This is a genomic window from Micromonospora sp. NPDC049559 (genome assembly GCF_040676675.1).
GTDB lineage: Bacteria > Actinomycetota > Actinomycetes > Mycobacteriales > Micromonosporaceae > JBFAPK01.
Genome location: NZ_JBFAPK010000004.1, coordinates 229335 through 252075, shown reverse-complemented (window position 1 = coordinate 252075; position 22741 = coordinate 229335). Strand labels below are relative to the sequence as shown.

Sequence of the window (22741 nt, the reverse complement as noted above, 5' to 3'; positions counted from 1 at the left end):
CGCCGCCGGCCCGGGAACGGGGCGCGCCGCGCCGGGCGGATATTCGGTGCCCCCGCCCGGGCCCGCGGCGGGATACTGCACGGCGTGCACGCGCCCGAGGGACCGTTGACAGGTGGCAACGTCAGCGCGGGGGTGGTCCGCGTCGGCGACACCGTACGGCGACCCGCCGGACCATGGACCCCGGCCGTGCACGCGCTGCTGACACACCTGCACGAGGTCGGCTTCACCGGCGCGCCGCGCCCGCTGGGGCTGGACGAACGCGGCCGGGAGGTGCTGACCTACGCCCCCGGCGACGTGCCGTGGCCGCACCGGTTCGACCTGCTCGACCCGGTCGACCGGCTGACCCGGGTGGCCCGGCTGATCCGCGACTTCCACGACGCGGTGACCGGCTTCACTCCCCCGCCCGACGCGCGCTGGCAGGTGCTGATCCCGTCCGAGGGCACGGAGCTGATCGCCCACCACGACCTGGCCCCGTGGAACCTGGTCGTGGGCGAGCGGTGGGTCTTCATCGACTGGGACGGCGCCGCGCCGGGTTCCCGGCTGTGGGACCTCGCCTACGCGATCCACGGCTTCGTGCCGCTGGTCGCCGACCCGGCCCTGCGCCGGCCCGACCCGCCGGGGCGGCTGCGGGCCTTCGTCGACGCGTACGGGCTCGACGACGAGCGGGAGCGGCGGCGGCTGGTACCGATGCTGGCCCGCCGGGCCCGTTCGATGCACGACTTCCTCGCCGAGCAGGCCGCTCGCGGGGTGCGGCCCTGGGAGACGCTGTGGCGTACCGGGCACGGCGACGTCTGGCGGGCCGACGCCGAGTACCTCGCCCGGCGCGAGGCGCGCTGGGAACGGGCACTGCTCGACTGACCGCCGCCGAGGCGCCCGACCCGGCCCGGGCGGGTCAGAGCTGCCCGAACCAGTCGCGGGCGGCGCGTACGGCGCCGCCGCCGCCGAGCGCCACCATCAGCGCGGCGCGCGCCTTGTTCGGGGCGAGCCCGCGCGCCCCGATCGCGCCGACGGCGGCGGCGAGGCCGGTGAGCGGCCCGAGCTCGGCCAGGTCCACCTCCCGGGTACGGCAGCGCGAGGCCACCACGACCGGAATGTCCCACTCGGTCAGCTCGGCGACGGTGGTCAGCAGGCTGGCCGGGATGTGGCCCAGGCCGGTGCCCTCCAGCACGACGCCGCGGGCGCCGGCGTCCACGACCGCGCCGAGCAGCGCCGGGTCGATGCCCGGGTACGTCTTGACGAGCGCGACGTCGGACTCCGGCTCGCCGGTCGCCCGGGGCGGGCGCGGCGGCGCGGTGCCCAGCAGCTCGACGTGCCCGTCGACCACCCGGCCCAGGGTGGGAAAGGGCGCGGAGGAGAACGCGGCCACGCCGGTGGCGTCCACCTTGGTCACCCAGCGGGCGGCGTGCAGCTCGTCGTTGAGGCAGGCCACCACGCCGAGGCCGGCCAGGAGCGGGTCGGCGGCGGCGGTGATCGCCGAGGCGAGGTTGCGTGGACCGTCGCTGGAGAGGTCGTCCAGGTGGCGCATCGCCCCGGTCAGCACGATCCCGCCCCGGGTCGCCGCCGCCCCGGCGAGCAGGTCGGCGAGGAAGGCGGTCTCCTCCAGCGTGTCGGTGCCGTGCACGACGACGACACCGTCGTACCCGTCGAGCAGGATGCCGTCGCGGGCGCGGCGGGCCAGCGCCAGCATGCTCGCCGGGGAGATGTCCCAGCTCGGTTCGGTCAGCACGTCCTCGACCGTGACCCGGGCGGTGAGCAGCTCCGCGGGGACGGTACGCAGCAGCCGCGCGCCGTCGGCCACGGCCTCGTGCCCGGGCCGGCGGGAGTACGCGATCGTGTCCTTGGTCGCCAGCAGCAGCACACGCCTGACCACGTACGGCCCCTTCGACGGCAGTGGACGGCGGCCCGCCGACCCGGACGCCGCCTGATAACCCCTGTATACCCCTCGTGGGGTTACAAGTCGAGCCGGCCCGCCGCGCCGGATCCGCTCACCGGTGCGGTGCCCGAGTTCGCCGTCGACTCGGTCCGCGAGGCGGTCGACCTGCTCCTCGACGGGTGACCGGCTACCGCCGCTCCGGCACGGTCAGCCCGGCGTACGGGGTCTCCGAGCGGAAGCTGTGCCCGAGTTGGGCGCCGAGGCCGAAGTAGTGCCGGAAGTTGTAGATCAACGGCTGCCAGGCGGTCGGGTCGACGTGGTCCGTTCCCGGTACGACGATCCGGGCGTCGGCGTGTACGGCCAGGACCTGCGCCTCGACGATGAGGAACTCGCCGCCGGCGCCGGCCCGCAGTTGCCGGGACCGGGCCTCCAACTGCAACGGGCAGTCGGCCACGCGCGGCGGCCGTACCCGCTCGGACGGCTGCGGCCGCAGCCCGGCGGCCGCGAACTTCGCCGGTTCGTACCGGAACCGGTCGCGCTTGTGGGCCGGTACCGGATGGCGGCCGGTCAGCGGCGCGAGGCGCTCGACCGACTCCCACTGGTACGCCGCCGGCAGGTTGATCACCATGTCGGGACGGGACGCGAGGTTGTGCGCGCTCTGGCCACCCGCGCCGATCCCGAGGACGACGGCCTGACCCAGCGCCCAGGCCGAGGAGATCGGGGCGAGGTTCGGCGTCCCGTCGTCGTTCTCGGTACTCAACAGCACCACCGGGGTACCGAAGTACAGGATCTTCGGGGTGATCGTCAGGTGCGTGTCGTCGGGCGTGCTCATGGCCGCCGACCGTACGGCGGGGATGCTTCGGCGCGCGCCGAAGCGATCGTGCGGCATGCTCGGAGGCATGGACACCGAGGGCAACGGCCTGGCGTTGGCGTCGTGGGCGGCGCTGCTGGCCGACCGTACCCGGGCGGCGTTCTGCCTCGCGCTGCTGGACGGGCGGGCCTGGACCGTCGGCGAGCTGGCCCGCCACGCGCGGGTCGCGGTCTCCACGGCCAGCGAGCACGCCGACCGGCTGGTCGCCGGTGGACTGCTCGCCCAGCACCGGCAGGGCCGCCACCGCTACCTGCGACTCGCCGACCCCGAGACGGCCGCGCTGATCGAGGCCGTGACGGCCGCCGCGGGTCCGCGGCCCACGCCGGTGACGTCGCTGTCCGCCGCGCACCGTCGGCACGCGCTCGCGTACGCCCGCACCTGCTACGACCACCTGGCCGGTACGGTCGCGGTCGCCATGACCGACGCGATGACCCGCAGGGGCATGCTCGCCTGGGACCGCGGGTTGGCGCTCACGGCCGACGGCGACGCCTGGCTGGCCGAGCTCGGCATCGCCGTGCCCGCCGGCGGTCGCCGGCCCGTGCTGCGCTCCTGCCTCGACTGGACCGAGCGCCGCCCGCACCTGGCCGGCGCCGTCGGCGCGGCGCTGTGCCGGCACGCCTTCACCGCCGGGTGGATCATCCGCGTGGGCAGCGGCCGCGCCGTGAAGGTCACCGACGCGGGCCGCGCGGCGCTGGCCCGGCACCTGGGCATCGAGCCACCCGACCGGACCGAACCGCCGCACCGGCGGGCATCCGCGGTGGCCTGACCCGCACACCCCGGCCGGGGCTGGGTGTGCGGGTCACAGCCGTCGGCGCCACACCTCGATCGCCATCACCCGGCGCATCCCCGACGACTCGTACAGCCCCAGCGCCGGGGTGGTGTTCTCCGCGTCGACGTGCAGGATCGTGCCCCTGCGGCCCCGCGCGGCGTCGGCGGCGAACGCGTGTCGCAGCAGGAACCGGCCCAGCCCCGCGCCCCGGAACTCCGGCAGCACCGCGAGCGTGGCGACGTAGCCGCAGTCCTCGTCGGGCAGGAACTGGTTGCTGCCGATCACCACGCCCGCCGGGCGGCCGTCGAGCCGGGCCAGGGTGAGCTGGCTCCAGTCGGTGGCGCGGTGCGCCTGCCGGCGCGCGTACCACAGGTCGTAGTCGACCGGTACGAAACCGAAGTGCGCCGCGAACCCGCGCTGGTGGACCAGGTGCGCCTCGCGGCGTACCTCGTCGCGCTCGCCGGTGTGCAACGTGACGCGGGCGGGGGCGACGGGTGCCTCGACCGGAGGCTCGTGGTCGATGCGCATCCGGTGGAAGCTGGTACCCGGCGCGAACCCCCGCTCCCGCGCCATCGCCCGCTTGGCCCGGTCCGTCGCGTGGATGCCGAGATGCAGCGTGACCGCCTCGTGGCCGCGCTCGGCGCCCAGCTCACGGGCGCGCCCGAGCACCAGCGGCCAGAGCCGCTCGGCCAACCCCGCCACACCGGGTCGGACGATCACCTCGACGTCCACCAGGTCGCTGTCGCCGTTGCGGTACGCCCACGACGTGGCGTCGATCCGCCCGTCCGCGTCGTCGTACGCCAGCCAGCCGTCGCGGTCCGGGTCGAAACCGGGTTCGCTCAGCTCGTCGGCGACGTCCTGCACCGTCATGTCCGGTGCGCCGAGCACCTCGGTCTCATACGCGCGGATGAGTTCGTGGATCGCGGCGGCGTCCTCGACCCGGGGCGACCTGATGCGGTGCATGGCCAGGATGGTCCACCGTCGGCCCGCCCGGATGCCTCCCATTTTTCCCGCGGGCGCCCGCCGACCCGCCCGTGGCCGGACCCCGGGCCGTCCGGACCCGTCGCCGGTCAGGTCGGCGGGGCGGCGAGCGCGGCCGGCGCCCGTCGGGCGGCCCGGGTCCAGGCCAGGTGCCGCGCCAGCGCCACCACGGCGAGCGACCCGAGCAGGGCGCACACCCCCGACCAGCCGAAGTGCGCCCAGGCGCGCACGCCGAGCCAGGAACCCGCGCTGCCGCCGAGGTAGGCGCAGGTCATGTAGGCGGTGTTGAGCCGGCTACGGGCGTCCGGACGCAGCGAGTAGATCCGCACCTGGTTGGCCACCATGCCCGACTGCATGCCCACGTCCAGCAGCAACGTGCCCAGCACCAGGGCGACCAGGCCCGGTGCCCCGCCGAAAGCGCCGAAGGCGAGCACGACCGCCGAGGCGAGCACCCCGAACAGGCAGACGAGGTTGACCGCGTCGCTGCCCCAGCGGTCCACCTGCCGCCCGGCGATCGGGGTGCAGACCATCGTTGCCGCGTTGACCAGGGCGAGCGCCCCGACCGCCGGGGCGCCCAGGCCGTACGCCGGCCCGGTCAGCAGCAGCGCCACCCCGGTCCAGACCGCCGAGAAACCGGCGAAGACGGCCGCCTGGTAAAGGCAGGAGCGGCGCAGCTCGGGTTCGCTGGCCAGCAGCCGCAGCGACCGGCCCAGCAGCGCCGGGTACCGCTGCCCGGACGGCGGCCGGGTCGCCGGCAGTACGCGGGCCAGGACGACCGCGATGAGCAACACCGACCCCGCCGCGACCAGGTACGGGGCGCGCCACCCCCACCACTGGCCGAGCGCCCCGGCGGCGGTACGGGACAGCAGCATGCCGCCGATCGAGCCGCTGAGCAGCGCCCCGCTGACCATCCCGCGCCGGTCGTCGGCGACCAGCCCGGCCGCCATCGGCCCGATGATCGGCGCGACCACGGTGGTGACGCCGACCAGGGCGCTCGCGCCGACCAGCGGCGGCAGCGCCGGCGCGACGCCCGCGGCGAGCAGCGCCGACCCGGTGAGGCCGAGCAGGGTGACCACCAGCGGCCGGTGCGACAATCGATCGCCGAGTGGTACCAGCAGGAACACGCCGGCCGCGTAGCCGAACTGCACCGCGGTCACCACCAGGGCGGCCGAGTCGGGGTCGACGCGCAGGCCGGAGGCGACCAGCGGGCCGACCGCCTGCGGGAAGTAGACGTTGCCGACGGCCACCCCGCAGGTGACCGCCAGGAGTACCAGCATCCGGCGGCTCACGCCGGCCACCCCCGCGCCGGGGTCGCCGGCACGGCCGCCGGCACCGCGGTCCGGCCGGCGACGATCGCCGTACCGGACCGGGGCGGTGTGGTGTTGCCCGTGGTTGTCATGCCGGGAAGTCCACGGCATGCGGCGGCACCACCAAAACGATGTAGCGTACGGCTAAATGATCAGCTTTGCGCTCGGCGTCGAGGACCTGGCCGACACCCGGTTCGCGATCTCCCCGATCCACGAGACCGTGCTCAGCCTGCGGGTGCTGCGCGAACCCGGCCTGTACGCGCTGCACCTGCCGTGGCGCCGGTCCGTGCTCGGCGGGCTCGACGCGCTCGACACCGAACTGCTACTCGCCCTGGTCGGGCCGGACCGGGGCATACCGGACTTCCTCACCCCCCGACCGGCGAGCTTCGCCGCGACGTTCGAGGACGAACTGGCCGCCGTACGCCGCACCCCCGCCGACGTCGTACGCCGGGACCTGCTCGCGGTGTACGTACGCGGTCGCCTCCCCGACGTGCTGCGGGACGTCACCGCGGCCGGCGACACGGCGGTCGCCGAACTCCGCGAGACCATCTGCGACCTGCTGCACCGCTACTGGGAGATCGCCATCCGACCGACCTGGCCACGGCTGCGGCTGCTGCTGGAGGCCGACATGACCTACCGGGCCCGGCAACTGGCCGTCGGCGGCGCGCGGCTGCTCTTCGCCGACATGCACCGCAACCTGCGCTGGGACGACGGCGTGCTGCACATCGACAAGATGATCGGCAGGCACCGTGTCGCGGCGTCCGGACGCGGTCTGCTGCTGGTGCCCTCCGTCTTCGCCCACAAGCCCGCCCCGCCGGTCAGCCCGGACGAACCGCCGCTGCTGGCGTACCCCTGCCGTGGGGTGGCGACCCTGTGGGCGCCGCCGCCGGCGCCCGACGCGGGCGCGCTCACGTCGCTGCTCGGCGCGCCCCGGGCGCGCCTGCTCGGGCTGCTCGACGAGCCGCTGGCGACCGTGGAGGTCGCCCGCCGGCTCGCGGTCACACCCAGCGCCGTCTCCCAGCACCTGCGGGTGCTGCACGCGACCGGACTGGTCACCCGCACCCGCGACGGCCGGCACGTGCTGTACCGCCGCAGCCCGCTCGGCGACCAACTGGCCGGCGGCCCGACCGGCGGCTGAGCGGCCGGCCGGGTCGCCGGTGCCCCGCCAGTGCGGCGCGCGCCGGGCCGGCGGCGCGGTCCCGGGGGCCGCGACCGCGCGCTCAGCCGCGGGCGGCCCCGAACCACCTGGTCAGCTGGTCGCGTAGCCCCCGCTGGTCGGGACCGACCCAGGCCACGTGGCCGTCCGGACGCAGCAGCGCCGCGGGTACCTCCAGCTCCTCGCTGACGTCGACGACGTGGTCGACCCGGTCCGCCCAGCCGGCGACGGAGAGCCGGCCGGTCTGGTCGAGCAACAGTCCCCGGCCGCCGCGCGTCAGCTCGTAGAGGCGCCCCCGGCGCAGCCGCACGTCTCGCATCCGCCGGCCGAGCAGGTCGTGGCCCGCGCCGAGGTCGTAGCGGACCCCGATCCCGGTGACCTTCTCGATCAGGTACCGGTTGACCTCCTCGAAGTCCATCAGCTCCGACAGCAGCCGCCGCAGCGCCCGCGGGCCCGGCGCGGTGGACATCAGTTCGCTCTGCGCGCGTACGGTGTCGAGCACGTCCTCGGCGACCGGGTGACGCTCGGTGTGGTAGCTGTCCAGCAGCCCCTCCGGCGCCCAGCCGGCGACCTGGGCGGCCAGCTTCCAACCGAGGTTGAACGCGTCCTGGAGGCCGAGGTTGAGGCCCTGCCCGCCCAGCGGCGGGTGGACGTGCGCCGCGTCGCCGGCCAGCAGCACCCGGCCGACCCGGTAGCGCTCGGCCAGCCGGGTGGCGTCGCCGAAGCGGGACAGCCAGCGCGGTGAGTGCACGCCGAAGTCGGTACCGGCGAACACCCGCAGCTGCCGTTTGATCTCCTCCAGGGTCGGCGGGACCGAACGGTTCTCGGCCACCTCCGCGGCGGGCACGACGACGCGGTGCAGCCCGTCCCCGGAGGGGCCGACGCCGAACCCCTTGTGCGTCCTGCGTACGTCGGCCACCACGGCGGCGAGCGTCTCCGGCGACGCGGTCACCTCCATCTCGCCCAGCAGCCACTCCATGCTGGCCGGTTCGCCGGGAAAACCGACGCCGAGCAGCTTACGGACCGTGCTGCGGCCACCGTCGCAGCCGACGAGGTACCGCGACCGCAGCCGCGTACCGTCGGCCAGCTCGGCGGTGACCCCGTGCTCGTCCTGGCTCAGCCCGACCAGCGCCCGGCCGCGCCGGATCTCGGCACCGAGTTCGGTGGCGCGCTCGGTCAGCAGCCGGTCGGTGCGCGGCTGCGGGATGCCGAGGACGTAGGGGTGCGCGCTGTCCAGCCGGGCGGGCCACGGCTTGTCGATCGCGGCGAAGTAGCCGGCTCGGACGAACGGCTTGCCGTGCGCGAGGAACCGCTCCAGCAGTCCGCGCTGGTCCATCATCTCGATGCTGCGTACGTGCAGGCCGAGCGAGCGGACCTGCCGGGTCGGCTCGGCCTGCCGCTCCAGCACGAGCACGCGCACGTCGTGCAGCCGCAACTCGCTGGCCAGCATCATGCCGGTCGGCCCACCGCCGGCGACGATCACGTCGATCACACAGCCCTCCACTCGTGTCTCCGGCGGGAATCCTGGCCCCCCGGCGGGCCCGGCCTCGGCCGACGATTCTGCGCCACGCCCCGGGTCTTGCCGCAAGACCCGGGGCGTGCTATACGTTGGAGATGGCAAGGAGCAACGGCTTCCTTGCCGTTTTTGTTGCCCTCCGCCGTTAATCGGTTGTCGCCGGCCCCGGCGTCGTCCGACGATGCCGTCATGGCCACGATCCGGCGAGCGGACATGTTCACGGCCGACGGCAAGCCGTCCGACGACGACCCGCGGGAGCACGGACCACGGTTGGGCGACGAACGCGCCACGCTGGTCGAAGCCCTGCGCTGCCAACGCGGGATGCCGGTCGGGCTGGTCGAGGAGTACGCCCGCCACATGGGGCACGTGGACCTGCTGCGCGAGCGGATCGACGGGCGCGTTGGCCAGTGACGCCCGTCCGGCTCGTACGCCCGCCCAGCGGGACCGGACGACCAGCATGGACGCCGCCACCCGCCGTGAGCTGGCCCGACGGGCGCTCGACGGCTACGTGACCGGACCGGCCGCCCCGGTCCGGGCGACCGCCAACGCCATGACGAGGGTCGACAACGCCCTGACCGTCGTACTCGTCGAGGGCATCAGCGACCAGATCGCGGTCGAGACGGCCGCGACGTGCCGCGGCCGGGACCTCGACGCGGAGCGGGTCGCGGTCGTACCGATCGGTGGGGCGCACGCGATCGGCCGGTTCCTGGCGACGTTGGGCCCGCTCGCCACCCGGGTACGGCTGGCCGGCCTGTGCGACCGGCACGAGGAGGAGGTGTTCCGGCGCGGGCTGACCGCCTCGCACGTCGGCGCACCCCGTACCCGCGCCGACCTGGAGCGCCTCGGTTTCTACGTCTGCGTCGAGGACCTGGAGGACGAGTTGATCCGCGCGGTGGGGGCCGCGCGGGTCGAGGCGCTCTTCGACTCGCAGGGCGACCTCGGGTCGTTCCGTACGCTGCAGAACCAGCCCGCCTGGCGCGGCCGGCGACCCGAGGCGCAGATGCGCCGGTTCCTGGGCAGCGGCTCGCACCGCAAGTCGCGCTACGCCCGGCTGCTGGTGGAGACGGCCGTCGGCCGGGATGTCCTGCCACGGCCGCTGGCCGCGCTGCTCACCGCCATCTGACCCGGCTCGACCCGGTCAGCGCCCCGACCCGTCCGGGGCGGCGGTTCTCCGGTTGTGGTGGTCCAACAGCCTGGACAGCAGTTCGGTGAAGCGCTGCCGTTCCTCCGGTGACAACGGAGCCAGCAGTTCGTCCTGGCATTCGGCCAGCCGCTGCTCCAGTCGCCGCAGCTGCAGCGTGCCCGCGGCGGTCAGTGAGATGATGTTGCGCCGGCGGTCGGCGGGGTCCGGGGTACGTTCGACCAGTCCGCGATCGGCGAGCTCGTTGACCGTCGCCACCATGTCGCTGAGGTGGATGCCGCTGCGGCGGCCCAGCGCGGCCTGGCTGGCCGGGCCGGACTCCTCCAGCGTCGCCAGCAGGCGGTAGTGGTAGCCGCGGGCGCCCACGGACGAGAACCCCTCGGCCACCAGGCGGTGCGAGTGGTGAGCGGTCTGGCTGAGCAGCCAGCTGGGCAGGCCCTCCCACCGGGCGGGCGCCTCCTCGGACGGGTTCTCCATGTGACAACCCTAACGAACCATTCGGAGCACTAACGATCGTGGTACCGTTCGGCCAGTAAACGTTAGTGGTACTAACGTTATGGATCCCCCTGGAGTCGAGACATGATCAACCCGTTCCGCATCGCCATCCCCCAGGCCGACCTCGACGACCTGGCCGACCGACTCGCCCGGACCCGCTGGCCCAACGAGGTCGCCGACGCCGGCTGGGACTACGGCTTCCCGCTCGCCCGGCTCAAGGAGCTGGCCGAACACTGGCGCACTGGCTACGACTGGCGCGAGCACGAGGCCACACTCAACCAGCTGCCCCACTTCACCACCGAGATCGACGGCCAGAACATCCACTTCGTCCAGGTCCGATCGTCGAGACCGGACGCGCTCGCGCTGATCCTCACCCACGGCTGGCCCGGTTCGTTCCTGGAGTTCCTCGACGTGATCGAGCCGCTGTCGCGCGACTTTCACCTGGTGATCCCGTCCATCCCGGGTTACGGCTTCTCCGGTCCCACCCACGAACGCGGCTGGGACATCGTCCGGGTCGCGCGGGCCTGGGCCGAGCTGATGCGCCGCCTCGGGTACGAGCGCTACGGCGCGCAGGGCGGCGACTTCGGCTCGGGCATATCGCTGGCGCTCGGCGCGGTGGCACCCGAGCGGGTCGTCGGGGTGCACGTCAACTACCTGCCGACCCGGCCACTCCCCGACGCCGGCGTCGAGCTGTCCGAGACCGACGAGGCCCGGCTGGACAAGGTACGCCAGCTGATGGCGAACCGTCCGCCGTACCAGACGCTGCAGGCCACCACCCCGCAGACCATCGGGTACGCGCTGACCGACTCGCCGGTCGGCCAACTGGCCTGGATCGCCGAGCGCTTCGCGCAGTGGACCGACCCCGGCTCGCCCGTCAGCGACGAGCGGATACTCACCAACATCACGCTCTACTGGCTGACCGCCACCGCGGCCTCCTCCGCGCGGCTGCACCGCGAGGCCCCACGGCGGACCGAGTCGTGCCCGGTACCGGTCGGCGTGGCGGTGCTCCCGCACGACATCACCCAGTCGGTACGACCGCTCGCCGAGCGGATCTACGACATCCGGCACTGGTCGGAGTTCGAGCGCGGCGGGCACTTCGCCGCCATGGAGGTGCCCGAACTGCTCGCCGAGGACATCCGGAGCTTCTTCCTCGCCCACGTCGACGACGACCACCGGATCGCCACCGACTAGGAGACAGAGCCGAGGTGTCGCCAGCGCTTCCGGCGGCATCCGCGACCGGATCAGCCGAACGGCGACCGCCCGACACGACCGACGCGCGCCGCTACACCATAACGGTCATTATGGTGTAGCGGCGATCTGCCCGATTTGACCCGCTACCAGGAGGCAATTATCGGATTACCAATATTGGTAATCCGATAATTGCCCGGCATGGTTCCGGGCGCGGGACGCGGGGGTTGAGGAACATCCGGGTCAGATCGCTCCGTCGCTGACGGAACGGGCAAACGTTTCGGCTTGCTAGCCGACGAGTGCGTGGATCCCGAGGGTGGTGATCAGTGCGAGACGCTCGGCGTCCTCGGTGCCGGGTTCGGCGGTGTAGACCATGATGCGCAGGTCGCTGCCGGCCACGGTGAGGATGTCGCAGTCGAGGGTGACGGCGCCGACGTGCGGGTGGTCGATCGTCTTGCGGGCGGCTTCGTGGTTACCGGCGAGGCCGGTATCCCACAGCTCGGCGAACCGGTCACTTCGTGCGAGCAGTTCAGCGACCAGCCCGTGGAGCCGCTGGTCGGCCGGGTAGCGGGCGGTGGCTGTGCGCAGGTCCGCGGTCAAGGCGCGCTGCAGGGCGTGCCGTGACCGCGAGGTGTGCCGTACGCGGTCGCTGGAGCCGAGGAAGTTGCGCCACACCGCGTTGCGCTCGTGGCCGCGCCATCCGGACGGGTCGCCCATGAGGGCGGCGTAGGGCGGGTTGGCCAGCAGGAGCGTCCAGGCGGCGTCGAAGACGGCGACAGGGGTGTGGGTCAGCCGGTCCAGTACGCGCTGCACGCTGGGTGTGAGGTACGCGGGCACGCTGTCCGGTCCCGGCGGCTGCAGCCCGCCCAGCCGGAAGAGGTGCGCGCGCTCAGGGCCCGACAGCCGTAGGGCTCTGGCGAGGGCTTCGATGACCTGTCGCGACGGGTTGGTGGCGCGGCCCTGTTCGAGTCGGGTGATGTAGTCGACCGAGATCCCGGCCAGCTGGGACAGCTCTTCGCGTCGAAGCCCCGGGGTACGCCGCTGGCCGCCGACGGGAAGTCCGGCGGCCTCCGGCGAGACCCGCTCTCGCCACCGGCGCACCGCCTGCCCGAATTCCGTCGTCGCCATGACTGTCAGTGTGCCCGCCCCGACTCCGGTCTTCCTGGTACCGGCGTTCCCAGGAAGACCGGACGTCTGGCTGCTCGCCCGGCCGTTTCGCAGGCTTGAGGCACGAGAACGCACAACAATCACCTCTTGCCGGTGCGCATCCAACGGAAGGGCGCCGGGCGATGACCGTGGCGGCCACGGCCGACCACAGAAAGAAGGAAGGACAGTGGGCAACCTCGCACTCGTCACCGGCGCCACCTCCGGCATCGGCAGAGCCTTCGCCGAACGGCTGGCCGCCGGCGGCTACGACCTGGTGGTCGTGGGCCGGCGCAGGGACCGCCTGGCAGAGTTCGTCGCCGCACACCCCGAGGTCAAGGTCAAGACCGTGGCCGCCGACCTGTCCACCACCGCAGGTATCGAGGCGGTCGCCGAGATCTGCGCCACCGAGCCGCTGACCATGCTCGTCAACAACGCAGGCGTCGCCCACTACATGCCCCTCGCCCAGCTCCCCGCCGACAAGGCCGCCGAACTGGTCAACGTCAAGGTCCTCGCCCCCACCATGCTCAGCCGCGCCGTGGTCGCCGGCATGCGGGAACGGGGCCAAGGCACCATCATCAACGTGGCTGGCATGATCGCCTTCAGCGGCCCCGCCCCACACTCCCAGATGCCCCGTCGCGCCGTCTACGCCGGCAGCCTGGCCTACCTCGTCGCCATCTCCCAGACGCTGAGCGCCGAGCTGGAGGGCACCGGGATCAACGTACAGGTCGTGTGCCCGGGCGTGGTGGCGACCGAGTTCCACGAGCGCCAGGGCCTGGACATGAGCAGGGTGCCCCGCATGACGGCCGACGAGGTCGTCACCGCCAGTCTGCGCGGCCTGGAACTGGGCGAGATCGTCTGCGCCCCGGGCGTCGAGGACGCCGGCCTCCTTGACGCGGTCTTCCAGGCAAACCTCGCCGCCTTCGGTGCGCAGAGCCCCGAGCTGGCCACACGCTACCGAGCAGTCTGAACCGACACAGCTGTCGGCCCAGCGCCCTTGCGTCGGGCCGGCGGCCACATTGGCGTTGTCGAACGAGCGCGACCTGATCCAGGGCGCTCAGGGGCGTACGCGAATGACGGTCTTGCCCTTGCGCCGCTCGGTCGGGTTGAGCGCGGGGATGGCGTCGTCGAGGGTCGCGACTGTTCCGATGTGCGTGCGCAGGCGCCCGTCTCGCACCCGGTCGACGATCTCCACCAGCTGACTCGGAACGGACTCGACGACGAAGTCGACCGCCAGGCCGTCGACGGGGCGAGCCTCGACAGGTCCGACCACCGACACCAGCGTCCCGCCGGGCCGGACGATGCTCGCCGAGCGCCTCTGGACATCACCGCCGATGACATCGAAGACCAGGTCGACCCCGCCGATGTCGTGGAGATCCTCGTGGTCGAGGTCGAGGAACTCGTTCGCGCCGAAGTCGAGCACCGCCTGGCGGTCCGCCGCCCGACCGGTACCGATGACGTAGGCGCCGAACTCCCGGGCGAGCTGCGCCACCACCGACCCGACGGCGCCGGCGGCGCCGTGGGCGAGGACGCTCTGCCCGGCCTGGAGACGACCGTGCTCGAACAGGCCCTGCCACGCGGTCAGGCCGGAGATCGGCAGACTCGCGCCCACCGTGAAGTCGACGTTCCCCGGCAGTGGCGCGAGGTTGCGTGCCTCCACGGCCACGTACTCAGCCAGCGTTCCGTCGCGGTGCCAGTCCGTGATCCCGAACACCCGCTGCCCCAGCGAGAGTCCCGTCGTGCCGTAGCCGAGGGAGGAGACCACCCCGGCGAACTCGTGGCCGATGATCGCCGGGACGCGATCGTGACCGGAGCGGTCGACCCAGGTCGAAGGCCACTCCCACTCCCCGGGGACGAAGCCCGACGCGTGGACTTCAACGACGACATCGTTGATCGCCGGCGTCGGCTCAGGCCGCTCCGCGAGCGTGATCCCGGCCGCTTCCGCGGCCCGATCCATCGCGACGATTGCCTTCATGGGTGCCTCCGTACATCTCGTGCTCGTCGGCTCTGGCGCCGCTTTTTGGGCCTGCTAGCCCACTAGTGGCAGTCAACCTGACGCGAGTATGGGCCGTCAAGCCCAATCTGGGATATCGTGGGTGTCATGGGAACCACAGCGGAAGCTCGGGTGCGGCAGAAGCTCACGGGCAAGGGGCAGGCGACCCGAGCCCGCATCCTCGAACACGCCGCAGAGCTGATCTACACCAAGGGCGTCCACGCGACGAACAACGAGCAGCTCCGTCGCGCGGCAGGCATCAGCGGGTCACAGCTCAACCACTACTTCCCGACCAAGGAGAGCCTCGTCCTCGCGGTCATCGAGTGGCAGGCCGAGCGGGTCCTCACGTTCCATCGCAGTGAGCGGTTCACCCACTTCGAAAGCCTCGACTCCCTTCGGGAATGGGCGGGCTTCTACATCGCCTACGAGCGCTCCTACCAGGAAGGCTGCAGCCTCGGCTCGCTCGCCAGCGAGATCATCAAGAGCGACCTCGACGTTCGCGGGGAACTCGCGAACGCGTTCGAGCAGTGGAGAGACATCTTCCGGGATGGGCTCGAACGGATGCAGAGGCTCGGCCGCCTCAGCGTCGAGGCGGATCCCACCCGACTGGCCTATCTCCTGCTCTCCTCCTTCCAGGGCGGCATGCTCCTCGCCCAGGTCGCCCGCGACATCGCCCCGCTGAAAGACACCCTGTGGACAGCCATCGACTACGTGCAGACATTCACGGCGTCCCCCGGTGCGGGCGCACCCGAAGGTCTCACCGAGGCCCAGCGCGGGCAGCCCGGCCGACCCCGCAACCTCGACCCGAACCAGTGCGCCACGGCCCGGGCCGCTCTCGCCGCCGGCCAACCGGTCGAGCGGGTCGCGGCGGCCTTCGGCGTCAGCCACGCCACCCTCTACCGCCACCTCGCCGAACACGACGACGGACAAACCTCCCCCTGAGCGGCAGCGATCAGGGCTGGGCGTGTTCGTTTCGCGGCTGGCGACGCGATCCTTACCGGCACCCCCACCCCGCTGATGGCGCGCCGGCGCGAGCGCGCCGGCCCGTCCCACGGGCTACGCGACCGGGCCGCGAGGGAGCGACTCAGCGCAGTACGGCCGCCAGCAGGTCGGCTCCCAGCGCCGTCAGATCGGGCAGATTGAGGGTGTAGCGGACGTAACGACCCTGTCGCCGGGTCGTGAGCAGGCCCGCGCGGCGCAGGACCGCGAGGTGGCGGGAAACCTCCGGGGGCGAGAGATCCCAGGCGTGGGCCAGCTCACCGGTCGTGTGCGGGCCGCGGGCCAGGGTACGCAGCAGCCGCAGCCGCACCGGATGCGCGAGCGCCTCCAGCCGCAGCGTCACCGTTTCCAGCGATACCGTCTCCGATGGACCCGCCTCGGCCACGGGGTACTGCACCACCGGCTGCCAGCCGGGCGCGTGGACCACCACCAGGTGCGGCCGGCCGAAGACGCTGGGGAGGAAGGTGACCCCGGTACCGCGGGCGGCGGTCGCATTGTCCTGCAGCTTGTCCACGATGATGCGGTTGCCGTCCGGCGCCAGGGTGACGGCGCTGGAGACCGACGCGAGCGCCGCCCCGATGCCCCGGCGCTTCAGCAGGTCGTTCTTCAGGCGCAGGTCGGCGGCGAGTCGCACGGCGACATCTGCCCAGGCGGCGTCGAAGAATGCCTCGGCGCACTGTTCGAGGGTGTGACGCACCCGTGCCCGCACGGCGGCCGGGTCCGCGAGCAGCCGTTCCGCGAAGGCCTCTTGAAGCGCGCCGCGTGCCTGGGCCAGGTCCAGGGCCCGCTCACGCGCCGTCGCGTCGACGAGCGGCGACGGCGCGGCGAAGTGGACCCGGTTGCTGCCGCACGTGGTGACGAGCGCGGCGGTCACGTACGTTTCGTCGTCGATCCGGTCTACGTCGTCCAACTCCTCGGCGAGGGTCAGCCGGGGACGGGCGGGGACCAGGAAGTCGGCCCGTGAGGAACGCCAGAGGAACTCCGCCTCCCTGAGCCGCTCGGCCAGCTCCGGCCGCAGCCCAGCCCAGACGTCCCCGGCCCAGCCGGCGAGCCGCGGGTGATGCCCGGGTTCGGCCAGCACGTGCAGCATCGCGGTCAGCTCGGCCAGCGGGGAGGCGGCGAACCGCAGTCGCCCGGGTGGCAGGCCACCGATGTCGATCCGCACCGTCATCCCCCCATCATTGCTGGTCGGGTGGCCGACGACCGCGTCGGTTGACGGTGTCCGTCAATCGACGCGGTCGTCCCGGCGGCCGAACGCACCGTTGACGCCATGACAGCCACCACCAGCATCCAGCCGCGCGCCCTCGTCCGCGCCTCCGGCGGTCCCCGCTATGCCGTCGCCCTGGCCGTGGACGCGCTCGGTACCGGCCTGCTGCGGCCCTTTCTGCTGCTCTACGGGGTGACGGTGCTGAGGTTGTCCGCGTCGGCCACCGGCATCGCCATGACGGTCGGTGTCGTCGTGGGTCTGGTGTGTATGCCCGCGGTCGGCCGATGGCTCGACCGGGGCGCGCGCAGCACGGTCGTGGCAGCGTCGATGCTGGTGCGGGTGCTGGGTGTGGCGCTGCTGCTGGCCACCCCGGCGCGGCACGTCTGGCTGTTCGCGACGGCGGCGCTCTTCCTCGGCATCGGCAACCAGGCATGGCCGGCCGCCCACGCGGCGCTCGTGGCCACGGTCGCCCACGGCCGCGAACGCGACGCCGCGCTCGCGGGAGGCCGCGCCCTGCGCAACGCCGGCCTGGGCGCGGGCGCCCTCCTCGCCACCGCATGCCTGGCGGGCGGTACCACCGCACTGCGGGCGCTGGCAGTCGTCACCGGGCTCGCCTATCTCGCCGCGGCGACCTTGGCCTGGTCGGTCCACGTGCAGACGTGTCCGGCCGCTACTGCGGCCAGGGACAGGGCCGACGGGGGCGCACCTCGGATGCGCGTGCTGCTGGCCGCCAACGTGGTCTACGTCTTCTGCCTCAACGTCCCCGAGATCGCGCTCCCGCTGGTCCTGGTGACCCAGTTGCACGCGTCCCCGGCCTGGTCGGCCGCCATCTTCGTGGCGAACACGGTGCTGGTGGTCACCCTGCAGGTGCCGGTCACCGTCCTGATGTCGCGCTTCTCCCGGCGGACCGTGCTTGCGCTCGCCGGCGTGGTACTCGCCGCGTCGTACCTCGGCTTCCTCGCCGCCACCTCGCTGCGACACGGCTGGAGTGCCCCGGCCGTCGCCGCGGTCTCCGTGGTCTGCACCATCGGCGAGATCATCTACGCCGGCAGCGCCACCGCGCTCGTCACCGCCCTCGCCCCGGCCCATGTCGTGGGGCGCGCCCTCGCCCGCTTCCAGCTCTCGACCGGCCTCGGCCTCGCCGTCTCCCCGGCGGTCATCACCGCTCTCGCCGCCCACGGCGAGGCCGCCCTCTGGGGCAGCCTCGCCGCTGCGACGCTCCTCTGCGCCTTCGCCGTTGCGAGCGAGCAGCACCAGGGAACGCGGCTCGGCGGTTGCCACCGGCGGGCGCGAGCAGGCTCGTGAACTCGGCTTGGCGGACGGCCTGACGGGGCTGGCGTCGTCGCGCTCGACCCGGGTGCGCCGGGGTCGGGACCGCCAGGCTCGGGTGATCAGGGCGGGCGTGGCGCGAGGTCACTCCCGCTCGGCGACCTGCGGGGAGACCGGCCGCTCGAAGAGCGTCTCCAGCACCACCGTGGCCTGCGTCCCGCTGACCCCGTCGATCGCGTAGATCCGGCGCAGTACGTCCTGCAGCTGTGCGGTGGTCGCGGTCCTGACCTTCACCAGCACCGTCGCGCTGCCGGCGATGATGTGCGCCTCCAGGATCTCGGGGACCGCGGCGAAGTTCGTCGCCGAATCACCCATCCAGGAGACCGAGCTGACCATCACGTAGGCCAGGACGGCGTTGCCCACCGCCGCCGGGTCCACCTCGACGGTGGTACGCCGGATCGCGCCGCGTTCCCGCAGCTTGCGTACGCGTTCATGAGCCGCACCGGCGGAGAGGCCCACCGCCTGGCCCAGCGTGGCGTAGGACTGGGTGGCGTCCTGCTGGAGCTGCGCCAGCAGGACGCGATCGATGTGATCCACCACTCTCCGTTCGGCTTGACCGCACTGCTACGCCCCCGACGGCACCCTGATCGGGCGGCTCAACGTCCCCGAGCCGGTCGCCAACATCACCTGGGGCGGCGCCAAGCGCAACCGCCTCTTCATCGCGGCGCAGACCAGCCTCTACTCGGTGGTCATGGGCGTCACCGGCACGCACCCGACCGGGCCGGGGCGCAGGCCCTGGCGCGATGCGGAGTCCCGGTGAACCTGTCGTCGACCTACCAACGCGTACTCACGGGCGAGGCAGTTGCCGTACCCGTGCGGCCTCCCGGGTGAGGTGGTCGCGCTCGGGCACGCTGGTGGCGGCGCGGGCGGCCTCGGCGTACAGCTCGGCGGCGGAGTCGAGGTCACCGGCGCGTTCGTGCAGGTACGCCGCCACCGCGGCGTAACGGGGCAGGTCGGGCCTCACCTCGGCCAGCGCGGCCAGGCCGGCCTGCGGTCCGTCGGCCTCCCCGACCGCCACCGCGCGGTTGAGCCGTACCACGGGGCTGCCGGTGAGCAGCAGCAGTTCGTCGTACCACTCGACGATCTGCACCCAGTCCGTCTCGGCTGTCGTGCGGGCGTCGGCGTGCAGGGCGGCGATGGCGGCCTGTGCCTGGTACTCGCCGAGCCGGTCGCGGGCCAGCGCCGCCTGCAGAATCGTCACCCCCTCGCCGATCATGCCGGTGTCCCAGCGCGACCGATCCTGGGCGGCCAGCGGTACGAGACGACCTCCCGGGCCGGTGCGGGACGCGCGGCGGGCGTGGTGCAGCAGCATGAGCGCGAGCAGCCCCGCGACCTCGGGCTCGTCGGTCAGGGCGGCGAGCTGGCGGGCGAGGCGGATCGCCTCGCCCGCCAGGTCGACGTCTCCGCCGTAGCCCTCGTTGAAGACGAGGTAGAGCACGCACAGCACCGTCCCGAGGTCACCGGGCTGGTCGAGCGGCAGCCCCGCGATCCGCCGCTTGGCCCGGCTGATCCGCTGCGCCATGGTCGCCTCGGGGACGAGGTACGCCGCCGCGATCTGCCGGGTGGTCAGGCCCCCGACCGCGCGCAGCGTCAGGGCGACGGCCGAGGCCCGGGGCAGGGTGGGGTGCGCACACAGGAAGTAGAGCCGCAGCGTGTCGTCCGTACCCGGCGCCGGACCGGCGGGAGGTTCGGCCTCCACGACGAGTTCCCGCCCCCGCCGCGACGCCTCGGCGCGGGCGGCGTCGAGGAACTTGCGCCAGGCGACCGCGACGAGCCACGCCTTCGGATCGCGCGGCGGATCGTCCGGCCAGGTTTCCAACGCCCGGATCAGGGCCTCCTGCACGGCGTCCTCGGCCGACGCGAAGTCCGCTCCGCGCCGGACGAGGACGCCGATCACCGCGGGGACCAGCTCCCGCAGCAGGGACTCGTTCACTCGGTGACCGTCGGCATCTCGGTGAGGAACGGTCGGACCTCCAGCCACTCGTGGATGGGCCGGCCGCCGGCACCGGGGGCGGCGGACAGCTCCCCGGCCAGTTCGACCGCGCGGTCCCAGGACTCCACGTCGATGACCATCCAGCCGGCGATGAGGTCCTTGGTCTCGGCGAACGGGCCGTCGGTCACCGGTGGGCGTCCCTCGCCGTCGTACCGCACGAACGCGCCCTCGGGCGCCAGCGCCTGGCCGTCGACGAACTCACCCGTCCGCTCCAGGCGGGCCGCGAAGTCGCGCATGTACTGCACGTGCGCGTCGACCTCCTCGGGCGTCCACCGGTCCATCGGCACGTCGTTGACCGCGGCCGGGGCGCCCCGGTAGTGCTTCAGCAGCAGGTACTTCATGGTGGTTCTCCCTCTTCCTGACGTGGCCCTTGATGGCCGTTCGCGCCCCTGGGACGGAGCCGGCGCCGTCTTCTCGACACCCGGAACCCGGTTGATTCGAAAAATCCCGCGCCCGGCCGGCCGCGTCCCGGCGGCGCGCGTACCGACCAGCGGTGTTCCGGCGGTCACGTGCCGGCGCGGTCGGTTCGGCTCGCGGCGGGCGGCGCCGTCTCGGCCAGCCGGTCGGCGAGGAAACGCCGTTCGGGCTCGGTGCTGGCGAGATCGAGCGCGCGGCGGTATGCGTGGTGGGCCTCGCCGTCGCGGCCGACGCGACGCAGGAGCTCGGCCCGCGTCGAGTGGTAGTACCGGTAGTGGTGGAGGTCGAGGCGATCGAGGATGGCCAGGCCGGCCGCGGGCCCGTCGATCTCCGCCACGGCGATGGCCCGGTTCATCTCCACCACCGGGGAACCGGTCTGCCGGGCGAGCGTCGCGTACAGGGCGGCGATCTGCCGCCAGTCGCGGGGCTGGCACAGGTGCAGGTCCGCGATGGCCGCCTGCACCAGGTACGGGCCGCCGCCCCCGCGTGCCACGGCCCGCCGCAGCAGCGCCCGCCCGTCGTCGATCTGCCGCCGGTCCCACCGGGCGCGGTCCTGCTCGTCGAGGGGTACGACCTGCCCGTCGCGCAGGCGGGCCGCCCGGCGCGCGTCGTGCAGCAGCATCAGCGCCAGCAGCGCGAGGACCTCGGGTTCGTCCGGCATCAGCTCGGCGAGCGCCCGGCCGAGCTGGATCGCCTGCGCGGCGAGGTCGACCCGCCCGCCGCCCCACCCCTGGTTGAAGACGAGGTAGACCACGGCGAGGACGGCCGCGAGCCGGTCGGGCAGCCGGTGGGCGGGCGGTACGGCGAACGGGATCCCCGCGTCGCGGATCTTGCGTTTGGCCCTGGTCAGTCGCTTGCTCATGGTCTCGGGCGGGACGAGGAAGGCCAGCGCGATCTCGTCGGTGGACAGGCCGCCGAGCGTGCGCAGGGTGAGCGCCACCTGCGCCTCCAGGGCGAGCGCCGGATGACAGCAGGCGAAGATCAGCTCCAGCCGTTCGTCGGGGATGGTGGCGGCGTCGTCCATGAGTGCCTCCCGTGGCCCGGTCTCGACGTCGCGGACGAGCAGCCTCGTCTTGGCGGCCAGGGTCCGCTGGCGGCGCAGCTGGTCGATGGCGCGGTTGCGCGCGGTGGCGACCAGCCAGCCGGTGGGGTTCGTCGGTTCCCCGTCCCGTGGCCAGCGTTCGGCCGCGATCGCGAACGCCTCGGCGGCCGCCTCCTCGGCCAGTTCGAGGTCGCCGAGGATCCCGACCAGCGTGGCCAGCACCCGGCCCCACTGATCGCGGAAGACCGCGTCAAGCGCCACGGAAACGTCCGGCGAGAACGGGCCGCACCTCGATCGCCGTGCCGGGCCTGGCCTCCTGGAGCAGCTCGTCGGCGATAGCCAGTGCCCCGTCGAGGTCGTCGGCCTCGATCAGGATCAGGCCGGCGAGGTACTCCTTGCTGTCGACGAACGGCCCGTCGGTCAGCAGCGTCCGTCCGTCGTCGCTGCGCAGCGTGGTGGCCGAGGCGTCCGCGTGCAGGCGGGCCCAGCCGGTGACGCTCGGCCGCGCGAGCTGGTCGGCGAGGCCGGCCGGAATCGGACGCGTCGCCCGGTCGGTCTCCTCCGGTGGGGAGTAGGCCAACAACGCGTACTGCATGAGTCCTCCCGGTGCGGGTCGATGCCGGTATCGAGTATCGGACGAACGGCCTCGCCGTGGACGGACAGCGGGCGTCGGGAAGATTTCCGCGCCGGTGGTGTCCGTCGGCCGCGTCGCCGTTCGTCATGACGGCGGACCCGCCCGGGACGAGGCGGCAGCACCCTCTGGAGGACCCCGATGACCACCGAGCCCACGCCCCACCCGGACGCCGCCCGGTTCGAGCGCAGCTACGACGCTCCGGCGGAGCTGGTCTGGCACCTGTGGACCACCGCCGCCGGCCTCGACGAGTGGTTCGCCCCCGCCGGCTTCGAGACCCGGGTGGGCGAACTCGACCTGCGGCCCGGCGGAGGGCTGCGGTACACGATGACCGCGACCGCGCCGGCGCAGGTCGCGTTCCTGCGGGACGCCGGCATGCCGCTGTCGAGCGAGGTGCGCAAGACGTTCACCGAGGTGGTGCCGGGGAGCCGCCTCGCCTACCTGTCACTGGTCGACTTCGTGCCCGGCCACGAGCCGTACGAGCATCTGACGACCGTCGACATCGCGCCCGCCGGCGACCGTACGCGGGTGGTCCTGACGGTCGATCCGCTGCACGACGAGACCTGGACGCGGCAGCACCGCGCCCACCGCGGCGACGAGCTCGACAACCTGGAGGCGGCGATCGCGCGACGACGCGTGGCGTGACCGGGCAGGTCCGAGCCGGCCGGCGGGGCGGGCGGCTGCCGGCCG

The 22741-nt window shown here is 73.3% G+C and carries 23 protein-coding genes and 2 pseudogenes; 11 read left to right on the top strand and 14 right to left on the bottom strand.

Going from position 1 to position 22741, the window contains the following annotated elements:
• The first annotated feature begins 84 nt into the window (after positions 1 to 84).
• Entirely contained in the window at positions 85 to 858 is a 774-nt protein-coding gene (locus tag AB0J86_RS08460) for a phosphotransferase (protein WP_363854524.1), read from the top strand.
• A 34-nt stretch (positions 859 to 892) separates the two neighbouring features.
• Here AB0J86_RS08460 and AB0J86_RS08455 read toward each other — a convergent pair whose 3' ends face one another.
• Positions 893 to 1870 carry an asparaginase gene (locus AB0J86_RS08455; protein WP_363854522.1) on the bottom strand — a complete coding sequence of 326 codons (978 nt, stop codon included), beginning with the start codon at positions 1868 to 1870 and terminating at the stop codon, positions 893 to 895.
• A 190-nt stretch (positions 1871 to 2060) separates the two neighbouring features.
• The gene (locus AB0J86_RS08450; RefSeq protein WP_363854519.1) at positions 2061 to 2705 is read right to left on the bottom strand and encodes a flavin reductase family protein; all 645 of its coding nucleotides are present in this window, start codon (positions 2703 to 2705) and stop codon (positions 2061 to 2063) included.
• 67 nt (positions 2706 to 2772) lie between these two features.
• Between AB0J86_RS08450 and AB0J86_RS08445 the strand changes: the two genes are divergently transcribed.
• Positions 2773 to 3510: a winged helix-turn-helix domain-containing protein gene (locus tag AB0J86_RS08445; protein ID WP_363854516.1), complete on the top strand. Its 738-nt coding sequence runs from the start codon at positions 2773 to 2775 to the stop codon at positions 3508 to 3510.
• 33 nt (positions 3511 to 3543) lie between these two features.
• On the opposite strand, the gene AB0J86_RS08440 is transcribed toward AB0J86_RS08445, so the two are convergent.
• Together AB0J86_RS08440 and AB0J86_RS08435 are read right to left on the bottom strand one after the other, a co-directional pair.
• Positions 3544 to 4476, bottom strand: coding sequence for a GNAT family N-acetyltransferase (locus AB0J86_RS08440; protein WP_363854513.1), 933 nt, complete (start codon positions 4474 to 4476; stop codon positions 3544 to 3546).
• A 107-nt stretch (positions 4477 to 4583) separates the two neighbouring features.
• On the bottom strand, positions 4584 to 5783 hold the full coding sequence (locus AB0J86_RS08435) for an MFS transporter (RefSeq protein WP_363854509.1): 1200 nt from the start codon (positions 5781 to 5783) through the stop codon (positions 4584 to 4586).
• Positions 5784 to 5949: 166 nt separating this feature from the next.
• Here AB0J86_RS08435 and AB0J86_RS08430 point away from each other — a divergent pair, with 166 nt between their 5' ends.
• Complete coding sequence (locus AB0J86_RS08430) at positions 5950 to 6939, top strand: helix-turn-helix domain-containing protein (protein WP_363854507.1); 990 nt, start codon at positions 5950 to 5952, stop codon at positions 6937 to 6939.
• A gap of 82 nt (positions 6940 to 7021) precedes the next feature.
• Here the strand turns inward: AB0J86_RS08430 and rox are convergent, their stop codons facing one another.
• The gene (gene rox / locus AB0J86_RS08425; protein ID WP_363854504.1) at positions 7022 to 8449 is read right to left on the bottom strand and encodes a rifampin monooxygenase; all 1428 of its coding nucleotides are present in this window, start codon (positions 8447 to 8449) and stop codon (positions 7022 to 7024) included.
• Positions 8450 to 8788: 339 nt separating this feature from the next.
• Between rox and AB0J86_RS08420 the strand changes: the two are divergent.
• Positions 8789 to 8884, top strand: a pseudogene (locus AB0J86_RS08420) (DUF664 domain-containing protein); the annotation flags it as partial.
• Complete coding sequence (locus AB0J86_RS08415; RefSeq protein ID WP_363854501.1) at positions 8874 to 9596, top strand: TOPRIM nucleotidyl transferase/hydrolase domain-containing protein; 723 nt, start codon at positions 8874 to 8876, stop codon at positions 9594 to 9596. The pseudogene AB0J86_RS08420 and the gene AB0J86_RS08415, both read left to right, overlap by 11 nt.
• A 15-nt stretch (positions 9597 to 9611) precedes the next feature.
• Here AB0J86_RS08415 and AB0J86_RS08410 read toward each other — a convergent pair whose 3' ends face one another.
• Positions 9612 to 10091 (bottom strand): MarR family transcriptional regulator, encoded by a 480-nt coding sequence (locus AB0J86_RS08410; RefSeq protein ID WP_363854498.1) that lies wholly within the window; start codon positions 10089 to 10091, stop codon positions 9612 to 9614.
• Between the two features lie 102 nt (positions 10092 to 10193).
• Between AB0J86_RS08410 and AB0J86_RS08405 the strand changes: the two genes are divergently transcribed.
• A complete protein-coding gene (locus AB0J86_RS08405) occupies positions 10194 to 11300 on the top strand; it encodes an epoxide hydrolase family protein (RefSeq protein ID WP_363854495.1) in 1107 nt (368 codons plus the stop codon).
• 285 nt (positions 11301 to 11585) lie between these two features.
• Here the strand turns inward: AB0J86_RS08405 and AB0J86_RS08400 are convergent, their stop codons facing one another.
• On the bottom strand, positions 11586 to 12425 hold the full coding sequence (locus AB0J86_RS08400; protein ID WP_363854492.1) for a helix-turn-helix transcriptional regulator: 840 nt from the start codon (positions 12423 to 12425) through the stop codon (positions 11586 to 11588).
• A gap of 205 nt (positions 12426 to 12630) precedes the next feature.
• Here AB0J86_RS08400 and AB0J86_RS08395 point away from each other — a divergent pair, with 205 nt between their 5' ends.
• A complete protein-coding gene (locus tag AB0J86_RS08395; protein WP_363854489.1) occupies positions 12631 to 13410 on the top strand; it encodes an SDR family NAD(P)-dependent oxidoreductase in 780 nt (259 codons plus the stop codon).
• Positions 13411 to 13497: 87 nt separating this feature from the next.
• On the opposite strand, the gene AB0J86_RS08390 is transcribed toward AB0J86_RS08395, so the two are convergent.
• Positions 13498 to 14415 (bottom strand): NADP-dependent oxidoreductase, encoded by a 918-nt coding sequence (locus tag AB0J86_RS08390; RefSeq protein ID WP_363854487.1) that lies wholly within the window; start codon positions 14413 to 14415, stop codon positions 13498 to 13500.
• 126 nt (positions 14416 to 14541) lie between these two features.
• Here AB0J86_RS08390 and AB0J86_RS08385 point away from each other — a divergent pair, with 126 nt between their 5' ends.
• Positions 14542 to 15375: a TetR family transcriptional regulator gene (locus AB0J86_RS08385; protein WP_363854484.1), complete on the top strand. Its 834-nt coding sequence runs from the start codon at positions 14542 to 14544 to the stop codon at positions 15373 to 15375.
• Positions 15376 to 15517: 142 nt separating this feature from the next.
• Here AB0J86_RS08385 and AB0J86_RS08380 read toward each other — a convergent pair whose 3' ends face one another.
• Positions 15518 to 16603, bottom strand: a complete 1086-nt coding sequence (locus AB0J86_RS08380; protein WP_363854482.1) for a helix-turn-helix domain-containing protein — start codon at positions 16601 to 16603, stop codon at positions 15518 to 15520.
• Positions 16604 to 16702: 99 nt separating this feature from the next.
• On the opposite strand from AB0J86_RS08380, the gene AB0J86_RS08375 reads away from it, so the two are divergent.
• Positions 16703 to 17944, top strand: coding sequence for an MFS transporter (locus AB0J86_RS08375; RefSeq protein ID WP_363854479.1), 1242 nt, complete (start codon positions 16703 to 16705; stop codon positions 17942 to 17944).
• Between the two features lie 108 nt (positions 17945 to 18052).
• Here the strand turns inward: AB0J86_RS08375 and AB0J86_RS08370 are convergent, their stop codons facing one another.
• The gene (locus AB0J86_RS08370) at positions 18053 to 18508 is read right to left on the bottom strand and encodes an Lrp/AsnC family transcriptional regulator (RefSeq protein WP_363854476.1); all 456 of its coding nucleotides are present in this window, start codon (positions 18506 to 18508) and stop codon (positions 18053 to 18055) included.
• 19 nt (positions 18509 to 18527) lie between these two features.
• Here AB0J86_RS08370 and AB0J86_RS08365 point away from each other — a divergent pair.
• Positions 18528 to 18728: pseudogene (locus AB0J86_RS08365) on the top strand (hypothetical protein); the annotation flags it as partial.
• Positions 18729 to 18755: 27 nt separating this feature from the next.
• Here the strand turns inward: AB0J86_RS08365 and AB0J86_RS08360 are convergent.
• The 4 genes from AB0J86_RS08360 to AB0J86_RS08345 all read right to left on the bottom strand — a co-directional run bounded on the left by AB0J86_RS08360 (position 18756) and on the right by AB0J86_RS08345 (position 22015).
• On the bottom strand, positions 18756 to 19901 hold the full coding sequence (locus AB0J86_RS08360; RefSeq protein ID WP_363854473.1) for a DUF6596 domain-containing protein: 1146 nt from the start codon (positions 19899 to 19901) through the stop codon (positions 18756 to 18758).
• Entirely contained in the window at positions 19898 to 20302 is a 405-nt protein-coding gene (locus AB0J86_RS08355; protein WP_363854470.1) for a YciI family protein, read from the bottom strand. Before AB0J86_RS08355 ends, AB0J86_RS08360 begins: the two co-directional genes overlap by 4 nt.
• 164 nt (positions 20303 to 20466) lie before the next feature.
• Positions 20467 to 21681 carry a sigma-70 family RNA polymerase sigma factor gene (locus AB0J86_RS08350; protein ID WP_363854467.1) on the bottom strand — a complete coding sequence of 405 codons (1215 nt, stop codon included), beginning with the start codon at positions 21679 to 21681 and terminating at the stop codon, positions 20467 to 20469.
• The gene (locus AB0J86_RS08345) at positions 21671 to 22015 is read right to left on the bottom strand and encodes a YciI family protein (RefSeq protein ID WP_363854464.1); all 345 of its coding nucleotides are present in this window, start codon (positions 22013 to 22015) and stop codon (positions 21671 to 21673) included. The genes AB0J86_RS08350 and AB0J86_RS08345 overlap by 11 nt, the downstream gene beginning before the upstream one ends.
• A 177-nt stretch (positions 22016 to 22192) precedes the next feature.
• Between AB0J86_RS08345 and AB0J86_RS08340 the strand changes: the two genes are divergently transcribed.
• Entirely contained in the window at positions 22193 to 22696 is a 504-nt protein-coding gene (locus AB0J86_RS08340; protein ID WP_363854461.1) for an SRPBCC domain-containing protein, read from the top strand.
• Positions 22697 to 22741: the final 45 nt, after the last annotated feature.